Source organism: Cylindrospermopsis sp. CR12 (genome assembly GCF_001432185.1).
Taxonomy (GTDB): domain Bacteria; phylum Cyanobacteriota; class Cyanobacteriia; order Cyanobacteriales; family Nostocaceae; genus Raphidiopsis; species Raphidiopsis raciborskii.
On the sequence record NZ_LMVE01000006.1, the window covers coordinates 1 to 16,360 of the forward strand.

The window sequence follows — 16,360 nt, forward strand, 5'->3', positions numbered from 1 at the left end:
TTCTGGTGCGTAATACATATTAGGGTTGGTGGAATATTAGGAGGGTTGGGAAATGCGATCGCCTTTATGAATGGGGTTGTCGATCCGAATATCAAATATTGGTGGTTGAAAAAAGACCTTATATGGGCACACAGATTCCCATGATGAAAATATATCATTGTCAAGTCAAGTAGTCAACCCCCCAATGGAAAATTTTCTGGCGCGTAATACAGGGTTGGTGGAATATTTGAGGGGGGTTGGGAAATGCGATCGCTCTTATGAACGGGATTGTCTATCCAGGAATATGAGATGTTGATGGAATATATCGCTCTTATGAACGGGATTGTCTATCCAGGAATATGAGATGTTGATGGAATATTCGGAGAGGGGACTAAAAAATGCGATCGCTCTTATGAAGGGGGTTGTCGATCCGAATATCAAATATTGGTGGTTGAAAAAAGACCACATTAAGTAGGGAGGCACAATTATTTGTAGGATGGGTCGCGAGACCCATGGGGGCGTTGAGTTTCATACTTCAACCCAACCTACGTTCATCTTAGATTTAATTCCACCCACCCACTTAGGTAGCGTCGAGGAGGGAATAAGAATGGCTTAATGCCAAACGTAGATAAGTACAAACAGAATAATCCAAATAACATCAACAAAGTGCCAAAACAAAGAGGTTGAGTTTACCCCAAAGTGACCATGATCGTAATTGCCAGGAAGAAAAGAGCGCATGAGAATTATCAACTGCAATAGAATACCTGTGAGAACATGTAACCCATGAAATCCCGTTAATAAATAAAACATACCGCCGAATGTACCGGAAGTAAAGCCAAATTCTAGTTGACTCCACTCCACATATTGACCATATAAGAAATAAGTACCCATAGCGATTGTGGCTAATAAGTATAATCGAAATCCAGGTAAATCATGTTTTTGTAAACGTCTTTCAGCCAAATAAATTACAAAACTACTAGAAACCAGAATAATTGTGTTAATTGTGGGACTTACTATTTCCAGTCCTTCCACCCCAGCAGGAAGCCAATTGGAATTGGTAGTTTTATAGACGATATAACCAGCAAAAAAACTGAGAAATATGACACTTTCCGAAAGTAGAAAAACAATAAAACCAAACATTTTACTGCCTTCTTCATCATGACCATGTTGAGATTGAATAGGATTGTTGAGCGAGCTTTCCATGATAGTTCTCCTTAGATAATGGTTATAGAAATAGGTTTTTTCAAGAAAAGAAAGAGGCGTTTTCGCCCCTTTCAGGTGAGGTGATATTTACTCAACCATTTCCATGGTAGAATTCTCCAGATTAGCGGTTAATGGTTCCGACTTACCATAACCGTATGGTTCACTAATAATGATAGGAATTTCTTCAAAATTTTCTACCGATGGAGGTGAAGAAATGAGCCATTCTAAACCTATAGCTCGCCAAGGATTAGGTGGAGCTTTCTCACCGTCTAACCAAGAAACTAAAATGTTGAAAATAAATGGTAAAGTGGACATTCCTAACAGAAATGCTCCCAGACTAGCCAAAATATTCCAAAACGTGTACTCTGGTGCATAGGAAGCAACTCTTCTTAACATCCCCTGCAAACCCAGAGGATGCATAGGTAAAAAGTTTAAATTTGTACCAATAAATGCCAGCCAAAAATGCACCCTTCCCCAACCCTCATTAAACATTCTTCCAGTCATTTTGGGGAACCAATGATAAATAGCAGCATACATTCCCATAGTTACCGTTCCATATAGTACATAATGGAAATGTCCCACTACAAAATAGGTATTATTCACATGAACATCAATGGGAACCGACGAGAGCATAATCCCAGTAATCCCAGCAAAAACAAACATGATTAAACCACCCAGCGCAAACAACATAGGAGTGGTTAATTTAATTTTGCCTCCCCAAATCGTTCCTACCCAAGCAAATACCTTAATTCCCGTAGGAACGGAGACAAACATAGTAGTCAGCATGAACAATAACCGCATCCAACCAGGAGTTCCACTCACATACATGTGGTGTACCCAAACAATAGCACTAACCACCGCAATTAACATGGAAGAAATAGCCACTACCTTATATCCAAATAATGGCTTGCGGGAATAAACAGGAAAGATTTCTGAAAAAATACCAAATATTGGGAGAATAATCACATAAACTGCAGGATGGGAGTAAAACCAGAAATAATGTTGAAACATAACTGGATTACCACCATTAATAGGATTAAAAAATCCCGTTCCCACTGTTAAATCAAACAATAACATTACTGCTCCAGCTGTCAAAGCAGGGAGTCCAAATAATTGAATAATTTGAGCACTAAAAACTGCCCAAACAAACAAAGGCATTTTAAAAAACCCCATTCCTGGGGCACGCATTTTGACAATGGTGGTGACAAAGTTCACTGCGCCCATAATTGAGGAAACACCGGAAATAGCTACAGCTAATAACCAAAGAACTTGACCATTAATTAAATTGCCAGTAGGATTTTGTAAACTGACTGGGGGATAGGCCCACCAACCAGCTTGAGCAGGTCCACCGGGAACTGCAAAGCTGGACATGAGTAAAATTCCCACCACAGGAACCATCCAAAAAGCAGCTGCATTGAGACGGGGAAATGCCATATCCCTCGCACCAATCATGATGGGTACGAGATAGTTTGCTAGACCTACAAGGGAGGGGAATGTCCATAGGAACAGCATCACTGTTCCGTGCATGGTAAACATCCCATTATAAACCGTGCGATCTATTAAGTCAGATTCGGGAGTAACTAGTTCTCCCCGCAAAATCATAGCGAAAATTCCACCGACAAGAAAGAAAATAAAGGAAGTTACTAGATATTGAATACCTATGACTTTATGGTCTGTACTAAAGGTGAAATAGGTTTTCCAGTGAGTTGGTGTTGGGTGATGATTTGATTCACCACCAAGATTAAGTAATATGTTAGTCATGATTTTAGATGTTACATTTTACAAATTGGATATTAGCTGAACTTAAAGATGACTATCACCCACGAAATTGACCACTGGAGGTGCAGCAGGTGGAACAGTTTTCCAACCCAGTTGGATGTTTTTATTGTGGGTCTGAGCATATTCTGTAGCTGCTTGATTGGGAGCAGCTGTAGGACTTTGACTAGCTGCTTTCTTTAACCAGTTTTCATAATCTTCTGGTGCTTGGACTATTACTTTTGCTTCCATAGTCGCAAAGTAAGTACCACTATATTGAGAGTCGGTAAGACTATATTTACCAATGAGAGTTGGGGTAAATTCAAAGTCTATAGTTTTACCAGGAACAATATCCTGTTTAACTCGAAATGCTGGAATATAAAAACCATGGAGTACATCTTCTGATTGCAGTGCTAAATGTACACGTTGATTGCTGGGTAAATGCAGTTCCGTACTAGTAATACCCTGTTGAGGATAGCTAAATATCCAAGCCCATTGTTTAGCAACTACATCTATGTTTTCCAGAGGTTTATCTAAACTTGTTGCGGTTGGTTCTTGCTCTTTTTTTCCTAAGCTAAGTTGGATAGGAAGAGGATTATGTAAGTGTAATAAGTGACCAGGTCCCTGGATTCCTATAGTTTCATAAACTTGATAACTGTAGGTTGCTATCCATAGGACTAACATGATGGGAATAGCAGTCCAAATAATTTCTAGGGTAATATTTCCTTCGATATGTGGACCATCAGTAAAGTCATAGATTCTGGCTCTATGGAATAGGACAGAATATAAAATTGCTGCTGTAACCCCCAGAAAAATAAAGGCTCCTATGGTTACTAAAAAACTGAATAGATTATCTATCAAATGTGATTCAGCTGCAGCTTGCGGTGGTAACCAAGAATAGGATTGTTTACCAATAAAGATGCTCAGGAAGGTGATGAATATTCCTAGAGTCATCACAAGAAAAATATTCACAATTAACCGGATATTCATAGTTATGTCTGGGTGAATTTACTAAGAGAAAATGGGCAATAGGCAAATAGAATAGGTTAACTATTTCCCCAATACACTGTTGACATCCTCTCCCATTCTCAACAAATTATCTGCCGTATTATGTACACCAAATTCTGCTGCTAATTGGGCTCCTAGAGTTCCATGCGCGTACATAATTACCATGATCAAAACTCCGGCAAAAATATAACTCCAACCTACCTGCATATCGGCATCTTTATAGGTTATATAACGTTGCCATCCTCTCCAAAAGGTCATTCCTACCATTAAGGCTAATAAGAAAACACCACCTACACCATGCCACATCATGGTTTCCATAGCTTGCATTCCCCAAGAACTCTTGAGGTTCACCGGTGGAGTGGCTAATAACATTTCATAAAAACCCGCAGCAACTGTAAAAAATGTAATTACAGATGAAGCTACCATGTTGTACCAACCAACTTCAAATAATTGAGCTCGGTTGACAGTTAAACCCAGAGATTTAAACAAGAAGTGGTCTATAGGAAATAGAACAGCTACTAAATCGAAAATAACTCCAATGATAAACAGTCCTAAAGTTAGGTGAACTAGATTTGGATGAATGGGGATTGTGTAGGGTAATCCGTTGGCTCCCATTTGAGCACTTACTTGATCAATTAGTTCTGAATTCATTTCAAGATTCCATCCTTTACTGCTTCCACAACTGGTACTGTATGAATGCCATAAACCCATACCAGTTCATCACCTAGATATACTTGAAAACCTACTAGTATGGTCACCAGTAATCCCACAGCTAAATAGTGCACCGGCAATTTTTGTGGATTACGCGCACGCAGTACATAACGCCAAGCTGTGATTGCAGCTAAAATTCCTGACAGTGACCAACCAATTAGGGTATGGTAGTTTAAAACTGATTTCACAATATTGTAGGGTTTGGCTAAACCAGCTTCAAACTGACCGAAAATAATTGCTATGAAAATAGAAACTGTAGCTACAAACAAGTTCCAAAATCCCACTTCATAAAATCTGGTTTTTCCTGTGAAAAAGCCAACTGCATCACAAAAAAATGCAAATAATATCATGGCAATTACGAAGTGAACCACAATCGGATGGAGTGGATCTGGATAGGGTAAATTGTGGTCGTTCAATGAGGTTAAATACTCAAACATTAATTTCTCCTCTTTAGTTAGATGCTCGTCCAGTATTTACAGCTGGCACCAATTTTCGCTGAGCTATATTCATCAGTCACTACCAGATTTTCATATTCTTGTGCTTTTATTCTGTTCATCTAGCGTTACTTTTAGATTGATTCCCTAGTGATTTTTCAGCATTTTGTGGTTACAAGTCATAATTATTGGACACCCTTGTATTGCGGTATTGCGTAACTTTTTGTCCTCTAATTTTTTTAAAAATACCTTATGGGTTACGCTAACCCATCATAACTCGGTCAAAACTAAAAGTTTGACAAAATGGTAGATAGCCATGATATTCAACTTCACTGGATGTAGCTATTATGAAATACAAAGAAAATATTTTGATGTCTACTATTTTACATTTAAGAATTATTGCTTTGCTTGGTAAAGTATAGTTTTGGTAGCTTTCTATAGATGGATCCATGACACATCGCAAAAAAGGTCTATACTCGCAAAATTGCTAAAAATGTACATTCCCAAACCAGTCGCGGTTGAGCGTAGCACAACAAGTTTTTTCGAGTCTTTTCTAATTCTTGAATAATCTGTGGTTTATGTGTTTTTTGCCAATAATACTGTTGTAAGTATTCAATTAACCATAGCTGTCCTTCCGTGTCTAGCTCCCGATCAATTCTTCTACCCAATTCCAAGGCGTGTAAGTATGAGGTGGGCAATTTTTTTACTTCCTGGAGTAATTCGCTATTAATGCTTTGTAGTTGTTGGTGAGCCAAAATAGCACTTCCCGGACTCCCCGCAGCTAGGTTTAAGATTTCTGGGTGTTCTAAAATCTCTAGGTTTCCTGTTCTGGTTAACACCTGAGTTAAACTACTACTGTCTAACCTATAAAAGGGAATTTTTTGACACCGGGAAACCAATGTGGGTAGAATAGATTCCGGACTAGGTGCAATTAAGATTAAAGTTGCTCTTCCTGGTTCCTCTAAAGTTTTTAGTAGAGCATTAGCAGCAGATTCAGCCATAGCCTCTGCTTGCTCTATTACTACCACGCTACGTACAGACTCTAAGGGAGGACGGGATAAAAATTGAGAGATTTCCCTAATTTGCTCCAATCTAATTACCGGTGGTGCTTTACGCTTAACCTTTTTTTCTGCTGCTTGTGCTGCGGTTAGTCTTTCTCCTTGATATTGATAGGTGGGTTCTACCCAGAATAAGTCTGGGTGATTTCTTTGACTAACACGGTTTTTTAAAACGGACAATTCTTCACCATCTCTAGAACCAGCAAACAGTAGTTGGATAAAACACGTTGCTGCTAAACTTCTCCCTACCCCATCCTTCCCCGCAAATAAGTAAGCTGGTGCAATACGGTTTTGTTTCACGGATGCAGTTAATAGTTCTATGGCTTGTTGCTGTCCTATCAGTTCTTCAAACATGAAAATGGAATGGTGTCTAAGCAGTAGTGTTCACCAACGATTTTACAAACAAATTGTCAATTAAAATTTTCCTGATGTTTTCCTGGACTAATTCCGGTTCCCGATTACCATCTACCCGAATTATCTTCGATGGATGGTTTTTAGCTATTTTATTATATCCCTCTTGCACACGATGGTGAAATTCTATTGTTTCTTGCTCCATTCTATCCAGTTCTGCTTGACCACGTTTACGACTTAGTCCTATCTCTACATCTATATCTAACCAAATGGTTAGGTCACTTTCTAAACCTCCAGTAGCAATCTGATTAAGTTGGTCAATTATAATCATGTTTAACCCCCTACCATACCCCTGATAAGCAACAGTGGAATTTGTATAGCGATCGCACAGAATATATTTCCCGGTTGCTAAGTTTGGTTTAATAATACTGCTAACATGTTGTGAACGGTCTGCTGTATATAATAGCAGCTCTGCCATTTCGTCCAGTGGTTGCTCGTAAAATGTTTCCAGCAGCAACTTTCTTAAATTTTGTCCCAGGTGTGTTCCTCCTGGTTCGCGAGTTAGCAAAAAAGAAATTCCCAGGGTTTGTAACCACTGCGCCAACATTTGCATTTGAGTGGTTTTACCTGATCCTTCCACTCCCTCAAAGACAATTAACTTACCTATCATACTTATAGTATTTGTGGTTTGAAAACGACCACATTATAGATCGAGGAAGAATGCTTAGGAAAGGGTCTTGCGGTTAGATTATGTGCTACAATGGCAATTATATATCATAATGAAAAGGCTTGGTTGTTGACCAAGCCTAGATATATACCAAGTGTTTACCATGCTTATTAATTTAGATTGATAAAAATATAATCTCATCTTCCTAAAGTATAGCTTTAGCCAAAACGCTATAAACTTAGTTGATAGACATTGTATGGCTATATGTTGAAAAACTAAGTTTGTACACTTCCATTGGATAGATGAAATAGCAGAAAATAGAACGTAGACTTATCGATATATGGTAAACACCTGGTATATATAAGAGGCTTGGATTGTATTCAAGCCTTTTTCATAGGTTTTTATCGCGGACAAATAATCTGGCAATTTACATTAAGCGAGCGCGGAGGGATTTGAACCCCCGACCCACAGAACCGGAATCTGTTGCTCTATCCACTGAGCCACGCGCCCTCATACTCCCAAAAGTATAATGCCATTGTAACACGGTTTTACTGGTTAGCTGGAATTATTTCACCAATAATTTATTAAGAATTGTTAAGATTCCCACTCAAGGAAGAAAAATATTGGGACTTCCACTCATCTAAATCCGCTAATGATCTATCTCGATAACGCCCGTATTTTTCTGGTTTGCTCTTGATTTTAACGCCCAAATCTGGAACTATGCCAAAATTGGGTGGCATGGGTTGAAAATGCTTGGGCGCTGCACCACTAATAAACTCAAATAAAGATCCCATCATTGTGGTGTTCGGTAGGGTGAGAGGTTCCTTCCCTAGGGCAATTCTTGCCGCATTAGTCCCTGCTAGCCAACCACCAGCAGATGCAGCGGTATAACCCTCCGTACCAATTAGTTGTCCTGCTGCTAGTAGGGTATGTCGTTGTTTAAATTGCAGGGTCGGTAAAACTAACTGGGGCGCGTTTAAAAAAGTGTTCCGGTGCATTACTCCCAATCTAACAAACTCGGCGTTTTCCAAACCGGGAATCATTCTAAACACCCGTTTTTGCTCCCCCCAACGTAAATTGGTTTGAAACCCTACCATATTCCATAGTTGGCCAGCTTTATCTTCTTGTCGTAACTGTACTACTGCGTAGTTACGCTCTCCAGTTCTTTCATCTGTTAAACCCACCGGTTTCAGGGGACCATATCGCATGGTGTCCTCCCCTCTTTGTGCCATTTCTTCTATGGGTAAACAGGCTTCAAAAAACTTCGCTGTCTCTCTTTCAAAGTCCTTTAATTCTGTTTGTTCCGCTTGGCAAAGTGCTTCCCGAAATTCTAAATACTGCTGTTTACTCATGGGACAATTTAAATAGGCCGCCTCACCTTTGTCATAACGGGAAGCCATAAAGGCAATATCCCTATTAATGGAATCCCCTACTATTATGGGACTAGCAGCATCAAAGAAGTTGAGATATTCTAATCCCGTGAATTGTTGAATATCAGCGGATAATTGGGGACTGGTTAGTGGTCCTGAGGCTAAAACCACTATCCCCGCAGGAACTTCCTTTACCTCCCCTCGTCGTAAATCAATCAAAGGGTGATTGGCTAAGGTCTGGGTGAGATCCTCTCCAAATTTTCCCCTGTCTACCGCTAAAGCACCACCCGCTGGTACTGCATGTTCATCCGCTTTACTAATAACTATAGAGTCAAGTTGTCGCAGTTCTTCATGCAGTAACCCAGCTGCGCGATCGCTTGCCATAGCTCCAAAGGAATTACTACACACTAGTTCAGCTAAGTTTTCCGTATGATGGGCGGGACTAAAGCGTTGGGGACGCATTTCGTGTAGAATCACGGGTACTCCTGCTTGAGCTATTTGCCATGCTGCTTCTGTGCCTGCAAGTCCACCGCCTATTACTTGTATTGGTTCTTTTATGAGTTCTAATATCATAGTCGTATTTTATAAAACAATATGGGGATGAATAAATTGATAACCCGCATCCTTGAGTTTTTGGTTAGAAACCCAGGTATTATACTGACGAGTACTTTTGTTGGTAGCATCCCATATTACATTGGGCAAATTATGAGTTTTTAAAACACCATCAATGAGTTCTCGACTAGTAAAATGACTGTCGTCTACTAAATTATAAATCCCTTGTAACCGTTGCCAACGGGCAAATTCTACAACTCTCACAATATCATCCAAATGTACCCAGTTGGTGATTTCCTCGCCATTTCCCTCACGGGTTGTGCCAGCTGTTCTGCTAAATATTTTAATTAGTTCTCTTCCTGGTCCATAAATTCCCCCTAACCGCAAAATACAAACGCGCAGATTCTCCGTTGCTGCTGCTAGTAAAATTTCCTCGGTTTTGCCAAGAATCTGACTGTTCAAATTGGGTGGAGCTGGTGGTGTCTCCTCATCTACCCACACACCGTTTCTATCACCATAAATCGCATAACTACTTGTGTAAATTAATTGTTTAATTTTAGGATGGTATTTTATTAAAGAGGTTACTGTTTTAGCAGTTTCCAAATAGGTTTTTTCATAACTGCTACTACTTTTAGCACCTACAGCTAATAGAACCACATCTTGATTTTTTAAAACCCTATTTAAAACGACTTGGTCATCACCCATAGTGACTTCAACTGCATCTGCTACTTCTTGTAGGGTTGAGACTTTATGCTCACTGGTAGTAGTTACAGTAACCCTAAAACTCGGATTTTGCCGCCAAAACTTAGCAACCGCATAACCAACATACCCACAACCAATAATTGCTACATTCATAATCATTTACACACCAAAAAAATACTTAACCTTACTCATGCCAACCTTGCGGTTACTGGCAGCGTGCTTATTTTTACTACCTGTGGCTGATACTTTTTAGGAATAGGATTTAGCATGATATGTAAATGAAAAGCACAATTTCCGTTATACAGGATACTCTTTTCTATTTAACCATAAATTGCACCATCAGGCATAATGGCTCCTGTAAGGTTTGCACCCACTAGCTTGACCAGGAGACGCTCCCCTGAGCGCATTCTAGCACCAGTTAGGTCAGCACCTCGCAGATCTGCACCGCTGAGATCTGCACCTATTAAATTGGCTGAACGTAAGTTTGCCTCTCTTAAATCTGCCAATAGTAAGTTGGCTCGGAATAAATTAGCTCCTGATAGATTTGCACCTCTAAGATTAACCTTGTGCATAAAAGTATCACTAAGATTAGATCCACTTAAATTGGCATAGCTAAGATTTCTACCTGATAGGTCCTTATTGCTGAGGTTAGCATGGCTAAAATCTCTACCACTGAGATCGGGATTTTGGGGAGGGTGTTGATTTGGTCGGTAATAGTTAGTCTGTGGTGGTGGGTAAGGGGACTTTTTGGATGTAGGTGGCTCAGAATTATGTCCAGGTTGAGACTGGTCTTGAAAGGAGCGTAATTTTTCCCGTGCTTGATTTAAGGCCTTGATCTTATCATGGGCTTTTTTCTGTAAGCGGTGATTATCCTTAGGTAGGCGATCAGGATGCCAAACAAAAACTAAATCTTTGTAAGCTTGGTTAATCTCTTCTATGGTTGCACCAGGCTCTAAGTCTAATAGTGTGTAATAACGCTCCAGTTCGCTCATGATGATTTATTAGTAGAAAATCAATTGACATGCTCAGAAGAAAATGAACCTCCCTCTTCCCTAATATTTCAAAATCATTAGAATATATTAAACCATAGCATTGGGAGCATAATTTGTGGTAGCCAATCCCACTTATCGTCAGATTTCGACTGAAACTACCTCTCCACTGGGAGAGTTTGTCAGTAGACACATTGGACCGAAAGCAGGTGATATTCACCAGATGCTAAACTCCTTGGGTCTATCTAGCTTAGAGGAATTAATTGAGCAAACAGTACCCAGCTCAATTCGCTTTTTTCAGGAGTTGAACCTACCAGCTGCACAACCTGAACATACAGCACTGGCTAAACTCAAACAAATAGCCAATAAAAATCAAATCTACCGCTCTTACATTGGTATGGGGTATTATGACTGTATTACTCCCCCAGTGATTCAAAGGAACATCTTAGAAAATCCTGGTTGGTATACAGCATACACTCCTTACCAACCAGAAATTGCCCAGGGACGTTTGGAAGCACTATTAAACTTCCAAACCATGATCATTGATTTAACTGGATTGGAAATTGCTAATGCTTCTCTATTAGATGAAGCAACAGCAGCAGCAGAAGCCATGAGCATGAGTTATGGTGTGTGCAAAAACAAATCCTCTAACTATTTTGTTTCCAGCACCTGTCACCCTCAAACCATTGATGTGCTCCAAACCCGAGCTAAACCTTTGGGAATTAAAATCATTATTGGAGATCATCAAACCTTTGATTTTGCTGAGCCAATTTTTGGTGCTATTCTCCAATATCCTGGAACAGATGGTAAAGTTCACGATTATCGCCAGTTTATAGCCCAGTCCCATGCTCAGGGTGCATTGGTGACCATAGCAGCAGATCCATTGAGTTTGACCTTATTGACACCACCAGGAGAATTGGGAGCGGATATTGCCATAGGAAGTACCCAGAGATTCGGTATTCCTTTGGGTTTTGGTGGACCTCATGCGGCTTATTTTGCTACTAAGGAGGAGTATAAACGGTCAGTTCCAGGGCGAATTGTGGGGGTGTCTAAAGATGTTCACGGTAAGCTGGCCTATCGTTTGGCTTTACAAACCCGTGAACAACATATTCGTCGCGATAAGGCTACTAGCAATATTTGTACAGCTCAGGTACTTTTAGCGGTAATGGCGAGTATGTACGCAGTTTATCATGGTCCCAATGGACTGAAAAAGATTGCAGAAAATATTCATCAACTGACTAAGGATTTAGCAGCAGGACTGGAAAAATTGGGTTATGAAGTCCTGAATAGGAACTTCTTTGACACCCTGCGTGTGGGGTTAGGAAATAGGAGTTTGGAAACACTCCTGATAGCTGCAGATGAGAGAAACATCAATTTGCGGATTTTTGATGATGGGGATATAGGAATTTCCCTGGATGAAACCACAAGTTTTACAGATGTGATAGATTTGTGGCAGATTTTCGCTTTTGCTAATGGAATAGGGGATGGGTATGGTTTCCCCTTCAAAGTTGAAGAAATTAGGGAAACTAATTCCTATCTGGGTCAAATTCGCACTAGTCCCTATCTTACCCACCCCATATTTAATAGTCACCATTCTGAAACTGAATTACTGCGGTATTTACATCAGTTGGAAACTAAGGATTTATCATTGACAACTTCTATGATTGCCTTAGGTTCCTGTACTATGAAGTTAAATGCTACTTCGGAGATGATTCCTGTTAGTTGGGCGGAATTTAGCAAAATTCACCCCTTTGCACCAATTACCCAAACTAGAGGTTATCAAATCCTCTTTCAACAATTGGCAACATGGTTAGCAGAAATCACCGGTTTTGCGTCTATATCTTTACAACCTAATGCTGGTTCTCAGGGAGAATACGCAGGACTATTAGTCATTCGTGAATATCATCAAAGCAGACAAGAAGGACACCGCAATATCTGTTTAATTCCCCAATCTGCTCATGGCACAAATCCCGCAAGTGCAGTTATGTGTGGTATGAAGGTGGTAGCTGTCGCTTGTGATGAATGTGGTAATATCGATTTGGGAGATTTAAGCACCAAGGTACAAAAACATAGTCGTGAACTGGCCGCTTTAATGATTACCTATCCATCAACCCATGGGGTGTTTGAAGAAACTATACAGGAAATCTGTGCCCTAGTTCACCAACATGGTGGACAGGTGTATATGGATGGAGCTAATATGAATGCCCAGGTGGGTATTTGTCGTCCCGGTGATTTGGGTGCGGATGTTTGTCATTTGAACCTACACAAAACCTTTTGTATTCCCCATGGTGGTGGTGGTCCAGGAATGGGTCCCATTGGTGTTGCTCCCCATCTGGTGGAGTTTCTACCAGGTCATTCTGTGGTTAAATTAGATAGTGACCACGGTGCGGTTTCTGCTGCACCCTGGGGAAGTGCCAGTATCTTGGTTATTTCCTGGATGTATATAGCTATGATGGGTGCAGATGGCCTAACTCAAGCAACCAAAATCGCTATTTTGAATGCTAATTACATTGCCAAGCGATTGGAATCTTTTTACCCTGTTTTATATAAGGGTAAACATGGTTTTGTCGCCCATGAATGTATTTTAGACCTGCGAGGAGTAAAAAAATCAGCAAACATTGAGGTGGATGATATTGCTAAACGTCTCATGGACTATGGTTTTCACGCTCCTACGGTCTCTTGGCCTGTAGCAGGAACAATCATGGTTGAACCTACGGAAAGTGAGTCGAAAGCTGAGTTGGACCGTTTTTGTGATGCACTAATTGCCATTCGTCAGGAAATTTTGCACCTCGAGTCTGGTATTATGAATCCGGAAGATAATCCCTTGAAAAACGCCCCCCACACTATACAAAGTTTGATTGTTGGTGATTGGAACCACTGTTACTCCCGCGAACAAGCTGCTTACCCTACGGACTGGACTCGTCAATTTAAGTTTTGGCCGAGTGTAGGTAGGATAGACGCCGCTTTTGGCGATCGCAATTTTGTTTGTTCTTGTTTACCTTTAGATTCGTACATGTAAAATAGTAGGAGGGCTATCCCCTCCTACTCTAAAATCTCCCATTCCCCTGAATAATATGTTTCACAGTGGTCAAAGTTTCTAAACTAATGAAACCTCTCCTGTGACCTCTTTGATTTGACATTCCCAAAAACACCGCATCTCCCCTGGAAGAATTACGAGCAAATCGAGGAGAAGCATTGATATATGTGGATGCACTGTTAACACCTAAGGCAAATTGTCTGCTTTCTTGGTAAGACTCTGTGGCTATAGCATCCGCGTGACTACTACTATATTGATTAATCCAGGCGATCGCACTATCTAGGGTATCTACCAATTTGAAAGCGATGGTCTTATTTAAATATGGAGTTCCCCATTCCTCATCTTGAACCAATTGCAGTTGGGGAAAAGCTTGTACTAGTTCGCCATCTCCCTTGAGTTGAAAACCCCTGTCTTTTAGACTGTTCCACAGTGCAGATAGGGAGGATGGTAAGGACTGACGGTGGACTAAAACCTTTTCAATAGCATTTACTGGATCCGGTTCGCTTTCATGACTATCCAAGACCATCCATCGTACCATTTCTAAGCTCCCATTTAAAGACCAGTAAAGGTAACAATTCCCCATAGCTGATTTTAATACGGGACAGGTTGCTTGTCTAACTACTTGTTGAATCAAGCTGGAACGTCCATAAGGAATAACCAAACTTAAATAGTCTTCCTGAGTCACTAAATCCCTGATAGAAGTACCATGTTCTGCTGTAATTAATTCTACACAACCACTAGGGAGACCCGCATCTAAAATCGCCGTTTGGAGAATTTCTGCGATCGCTCTATTGGAATGACTAGCTTCCGTACTTCCCTTGAGAATAAGGCTATTACCAGTTTTCAGACAAAAACCGGCGGCAATGGCCCCTAATTCCGGTAAAGCCTCATAAATAAAACCAATTACACCCAAGGGCATAAGTTGGGTATAACTTTGAGAATCTTCCTGTTGATAATCAGCAGTTCTCACCCGTCGTAGGGGATCGGATAGTTCCCCCAATCGCTCCAGCAGATCCACGGTTGCTTGCAAGCGACTAGGGGTAAGTTTAAGCCAGTCCAGGATTAATTCTGGAACTGCCATTTCCCTACTTGCTTCCAAATCAAGGGTATTGGCTTCCAGAATATCATCAAAGGAGCATTTTAGTGCCCTGGCCATTGCCAAAACGGCGCGACTCCGTTCCGCACCTTTAGTTGTACCTAATTTGATGGCAGCATGATAAGCACGTTTGGCAATGTTCATGTACTAACAATAAAATCAAGGTCTATAATTGAACCAGGCAATAATTGCAGGTAGAGTGGCTAATAATACCACAATAGTTGCCCAAATAATCATACCTGAACCATTGGTAAATCGGAATGCTAACGGTAACCCAATAATCGCGAATAACAAGATCATGGCTAAAACCATGGGAAATTGATTTTTCCCTAATTTGGGTTGCATTGGGTTCCATTTTCTCCCAGTCCAAGACCAAGTTCGCTTATAGGGGTAATTAGTACAGAGCTGTTCTAGTACATAACCATTACCTTCTACAACAAATATTTGTTGACAGCGATCGCATCCGAAAGCATCCGTTAGAGTGATGGGTACTAGGCGGCCCCGATGCCTGCAGGGACAAGCATGATCCGCATCTAGGTCTATTTTTTCTAGTTTCTGAGGTGGCACGACGAGTGTAAATATCTGTAGCGAGGTTGAGGGGGTGAATTCATTCTGGGTTAAGAACAACATAATTTCAGGAGACCGTTATTAAACTCCAAAGTTTTGAGATTCACGCCTCCTCTAATATATTCTGACTAAAATCAAAACCGCCACATTTCACCAAAATTGAATTGGTGATACTTTTTTCAGAGCGGGTAACGCGATTCGAACGCGCGACATCAACCTTGGCAAGGTTGCGCTCTACCACTGAGCTATACCCGCATATCCAACACACTCCTAATATCTCAGATTTTTGGTAGATTGTCAACCCCTATTTTTAAAAAATTCCTAAATAATAATCCAATAATTTTTGTTCCAGGAATTTAGGATTGGACTGATTTTGCCAGATTGGGGCGCAATTGGCGCATCAAACTAGCCATTTCTATGGCATCCATGGCATAATTCCAACCGTGATTACTTTTAATCCCTGCTCTTTCCAACGCTTGTTGCATGGTATCTGTAGTCAAAATCCCAAAAATCACTGGCACACCAGTTTGAAAGCTGGCTGCAGCAATTCCTTTAGATACTTCAGCGGATACATAATCAAAATGAGGTGTTTGTCCCTTAATTACTGCACCTAGACATATTATTGCATCATAACGTTGAGAAATTGCCAACTGACGCGCCACTGTGGGAATTTCAAAACTACCGGGAACCCAAACATAATCTACTTGATTTCCTTGGGGGTCAGGATTTATCCCATGACGCTTGAGACAGTCTTGGCATCCTTCCAACAGCTTTACAGTCACGAGGTCATTGAAGCGACCAATAACCAGAGCAAACTTTAAAGCTTCCGCTTGAGTAAATGTTCCCTCAAAAACTGCCATTATTGCCTCTTTAAGTAAATA

Annotated in this window: 14 protein-coding genes and 2 tRNA genes; 1 reads left to right on the forward strand and 15 read right to left on the reverse strand. The window is 40.6% G+C overall.

What is annotated here, in order from left to right:
• Positions 1–591 precede the first annotated feature (591 nt).
• From ASL19_RS00360 to ASL19_RS00410, 11 genes are all read right to left on the reverse strand, one after another.
• The gene (locus tag ASL19_RS00360; protein WP_082604625.1) at positions 592–1,269 is read right to left on the reverse strand and encodes a heme-copper oxidase subunit III; all 678 of its coding nucleotides are present in this window, start codon (positions 1,267–1,269) and stop codon (positions 592–594) included.
• On the reverse strand, positions 1,270–2,943 hold the full coding sequence (locus ASL19_RS00365) for a cbb3-type cytochrome c oxidase subunit I (RefSeq protein ID WP_057176838.1): 1,674 nt from the start codon (positions 2,941–2,943) through the stop codon (positions 1,270–1,272).
• A 42-nt stretch (positions 2,944–2,985) separates the two neighbouring features.
• Positions 2,986–3,927, reverse strand: a complete 942-nt coding sequence (locus tag ASL19_RS00370; protein ID WP_057176839.1) for a cytochrome c oxidase subunit II — start codon at positions 3,925–3,927, stop codon at positions 2,986–2,988.
• Between the two features lie 60 nt (positions 3,928–3,987).
• Complete coding sequence (locus tag ASL19_RS00375; RefSeq protein ID WP_057176840.1) at positions 3,988–4,596, reverse strand: DUF2231 domain-containing protein; 609 nt, start codon at positions 4,594–4,596, stop codon at positions 3,988–3,990.
• Positions 4,593–5,093: a DUF2231 domain-containing protein gene (locus ASL19_RS00380; protein ID WP_006279045.1), complete on the reverse strand. Its 501-nt coding sequence runs from the start codon at positions 5,091–5,093 to the stop codon at positions 4,593–4,595. Before ASL19_RS00380 ends, ASL19_RS00375 begins: the two co-directional genes overlap by 4 nt.
• A gap of 467 nt (positions 5,094–5,560) precedes the next feature.
• Positions 5,561–6,502 carry a DNA polymerase III subunit delta' gene (gene holB / locus ASL19_RS00385; protein ID WP_057176841.1) on the reverse strand — a complete coding sequence of 314 codons (942 nt, stop codon included), beginning with the start codon at positions 6,500–6,502 and terminating at the stop codon, positions 5,561–5,563.
• Positions 6,503–6,518: 16 nt separating this feature from the next.
• The gene (tmk, locus tag ASL19_RS00390) at positions 6,519–7,169 is read right to left on the reverse strand and encodes a dTMP kinase (protein ID WP_006279047.1); all 651 of its coding nucleotides are present in this window, start codon (positions 7,167–7,169) and stop codon (positions 6,519–6,521) included.
• A gap of 434 nt (positions 7,170–7,603) precedes the next feature.
• Positions 7,604–7,676 (reverse strand) — tRNA-Arg (locus ASL19_RS00395).
• Positions 7,677–7,750: 74 nt separating this feature from the next.
• Positions 7,751–9,109, reverse strand: coding sequence for an FADH(2)-oxidizing methylenetetrahydrofolate--tRNA-(uracil(54)-C(5))-methyltransferase TrmFO (gene trmFO / locus ASL19_RS00400; RefSeq protein WP_006279048.1), 1,359 nt, complete (start codon positions 9,107–9,109; stop codon positions 7,751–7,753).
• Between the two features lie 9 nt (positions 9,110–9,118).
• Positions 9,119–9,943 carry an SDR family oxidoreductase gene (locus ASL19_RS00405; protein ID WP_057176899.1) on the reverse strand — a complete coding sequence of 275 codons (825 nt, stop codon included), beginning with the start codon at positions 9,941–9,943 and terminating at the stop codon, positions 9,119–9,121.
• Positions 9,944–10,110: 167 nt separating this feature from the next.
• Positions 10,111–10,782: a pentapeptide repeat-containing protein gene (locus tag ASL19_RS00410; protein WP_057176842.1), complete on the reverse strand. Its 672-nt coding sequence runs from the start codon at positions 10,780–10,782 to the stop codon at positions 10,111–10,113.
• A gap of 115 nt (positions 10,783–10,897) precedes the next feature.
• Here ASL19_RS00410 and gcvP point away from each other — a divergent pair, with 115 nt between their 5' ends.
• Entirely contained in the window at positions 10,898–13,798 is a 2,901-nt protein-coding gene (gene gcvP / locus ASL19_RS00415) for an aminomethyl-transferring glycine dehydrogenase (protein ID WP_057176843.1), read from the forward strand.
• Between the two features lie 28 nt (positions 13,799–13,826).
• On the opposite strand, the gene ASL19_RS00420 is transcribed toward gcvP, so the two are convergent.
• The 4 genes from ASL19_RS00420 to ribH form a co-directional block, all read right to left on the reverse strand.
• Complete coding sequence (locus ASL19_RS00420; RefSeq protein ID WP_006279052.1) at positions 13,827–15,056, reverse strand: glutamate-5-semialdehyde dehydrogenase; 1,230 nt, start codon at positions 15,054–15,056, stop codon at positions 13,827–13,829.
• A gap of 15 nt (positions 15,057–15,071) precedes the next feature.
• Positions 15,072–15,479, reverse strand: coding sequence for a hypothetical protein (locus tag ASL19_RS00425; RefSeq protein WP_006279053.1), 408 nt, complete (start codon positions 15,477–15,479; stop codon positions 15,072–15,074).
• 183 nt (positions 15,480–15,662) lie between these two features.
• Positions 15,663–15,734, reverse strand: a tRNA-Gly gene (locus tag ASL19_RS00430).
• Positions 15,735–15,835: 101 nt separating this feature from the next.
• Positions 15,836–16,339, reverse strand: a complete 504-nt coding sequence (ribH, locus tag ASL19_RS00435) for a 6,7-dimethyl-8-ribityllumazine synthase (protein ID WP_006279054.1) — start codon at positions 16,337–16,339, stop codon at positions 15,836–15,838.
• Between the last annotated feature and the right edge of the window lie 21 nt (positions 16,340–16,360).

Excerpts from the sequence above, each read along its gene's own strand:
- ribH (WP_006279054.1), bottom strand. The coding sequence starts at position 16,339 with ATGGCAGTTTTTGAGGGAACATTTACTCAAGCGGAAGCTTTAAAGTTT.
- holB (WP_057176841.1), bottom strand. The coding sequence starts at position 6,502 with ATGTTTGAAGAACTGATAGGACAGCAACAAGCCATAGAACTATTAACT.
- ASL19_RS00375 (WP_057176840.1), bottom strand. The coding sequence starts at position 4,596 with ATGAATTCAGAACTAATTGATCAAGTAAGTGCTCAAATGGGAGCCAAC.
- tmk (WP_006279047.1), bottom strand. The coding sequence starts at position 7,169 with ATGATAGGTAAGTTAATTGTCTTTGAGGGAGTGGAAGGATCAGGTAAA.
- ASL19_RS00380 (WP_006279045.1), bottom strand. The coding sequence starts at position 5,093 with ATGTTTGAGTATTTAACCTCATTGAACGACCACAATTTACCCTATCCA.
- ASL19_RS00420 (WP_006279052.1), bottom strand. The coding sequence starts at position 15,056 with ATGAACATTGCCAAACGTGCTTATCATGCTGCCATCAAATTAGGTACA.
- trmFO (WP_006279048.1), bottom strand. The coding sequence starts at position 9,109 with ATGATATTAGAACTCATAAAAGAACCAATACAAGTAATAGGCGGTGGA.
- ASL19_RS00410 (WP_057176842.1), bottom strand. The coding sequence starts at position 10,782 with ATGAGCGAACTGGAGCGTTATTACACACTATTAGACTTAGAGCCTGGT.
- ASL19_RS00405 (WP_057176899.1), bottom strand. The coding sequence starts at position 9,943 with ATGAATGTAGCAATTATTGGTTGTGGGTATGTTGGTTATGCGGTTGCT.
- ASL19_RS00365 (WP_057176838.1), bottom strand. The coding sequence starts at position 2,943 with ATGACTAACATATTACTTAATCTTGGTGGTGAATCAAATCATCACCCA.
- ASL19_RS00370 (WP_057176839.1), bottom strand. The coding sequence starts at position 3,927 with ATGAATATCCGGTTAATTGTGAATATTTTTCTTGTGATGACTCTAGGA.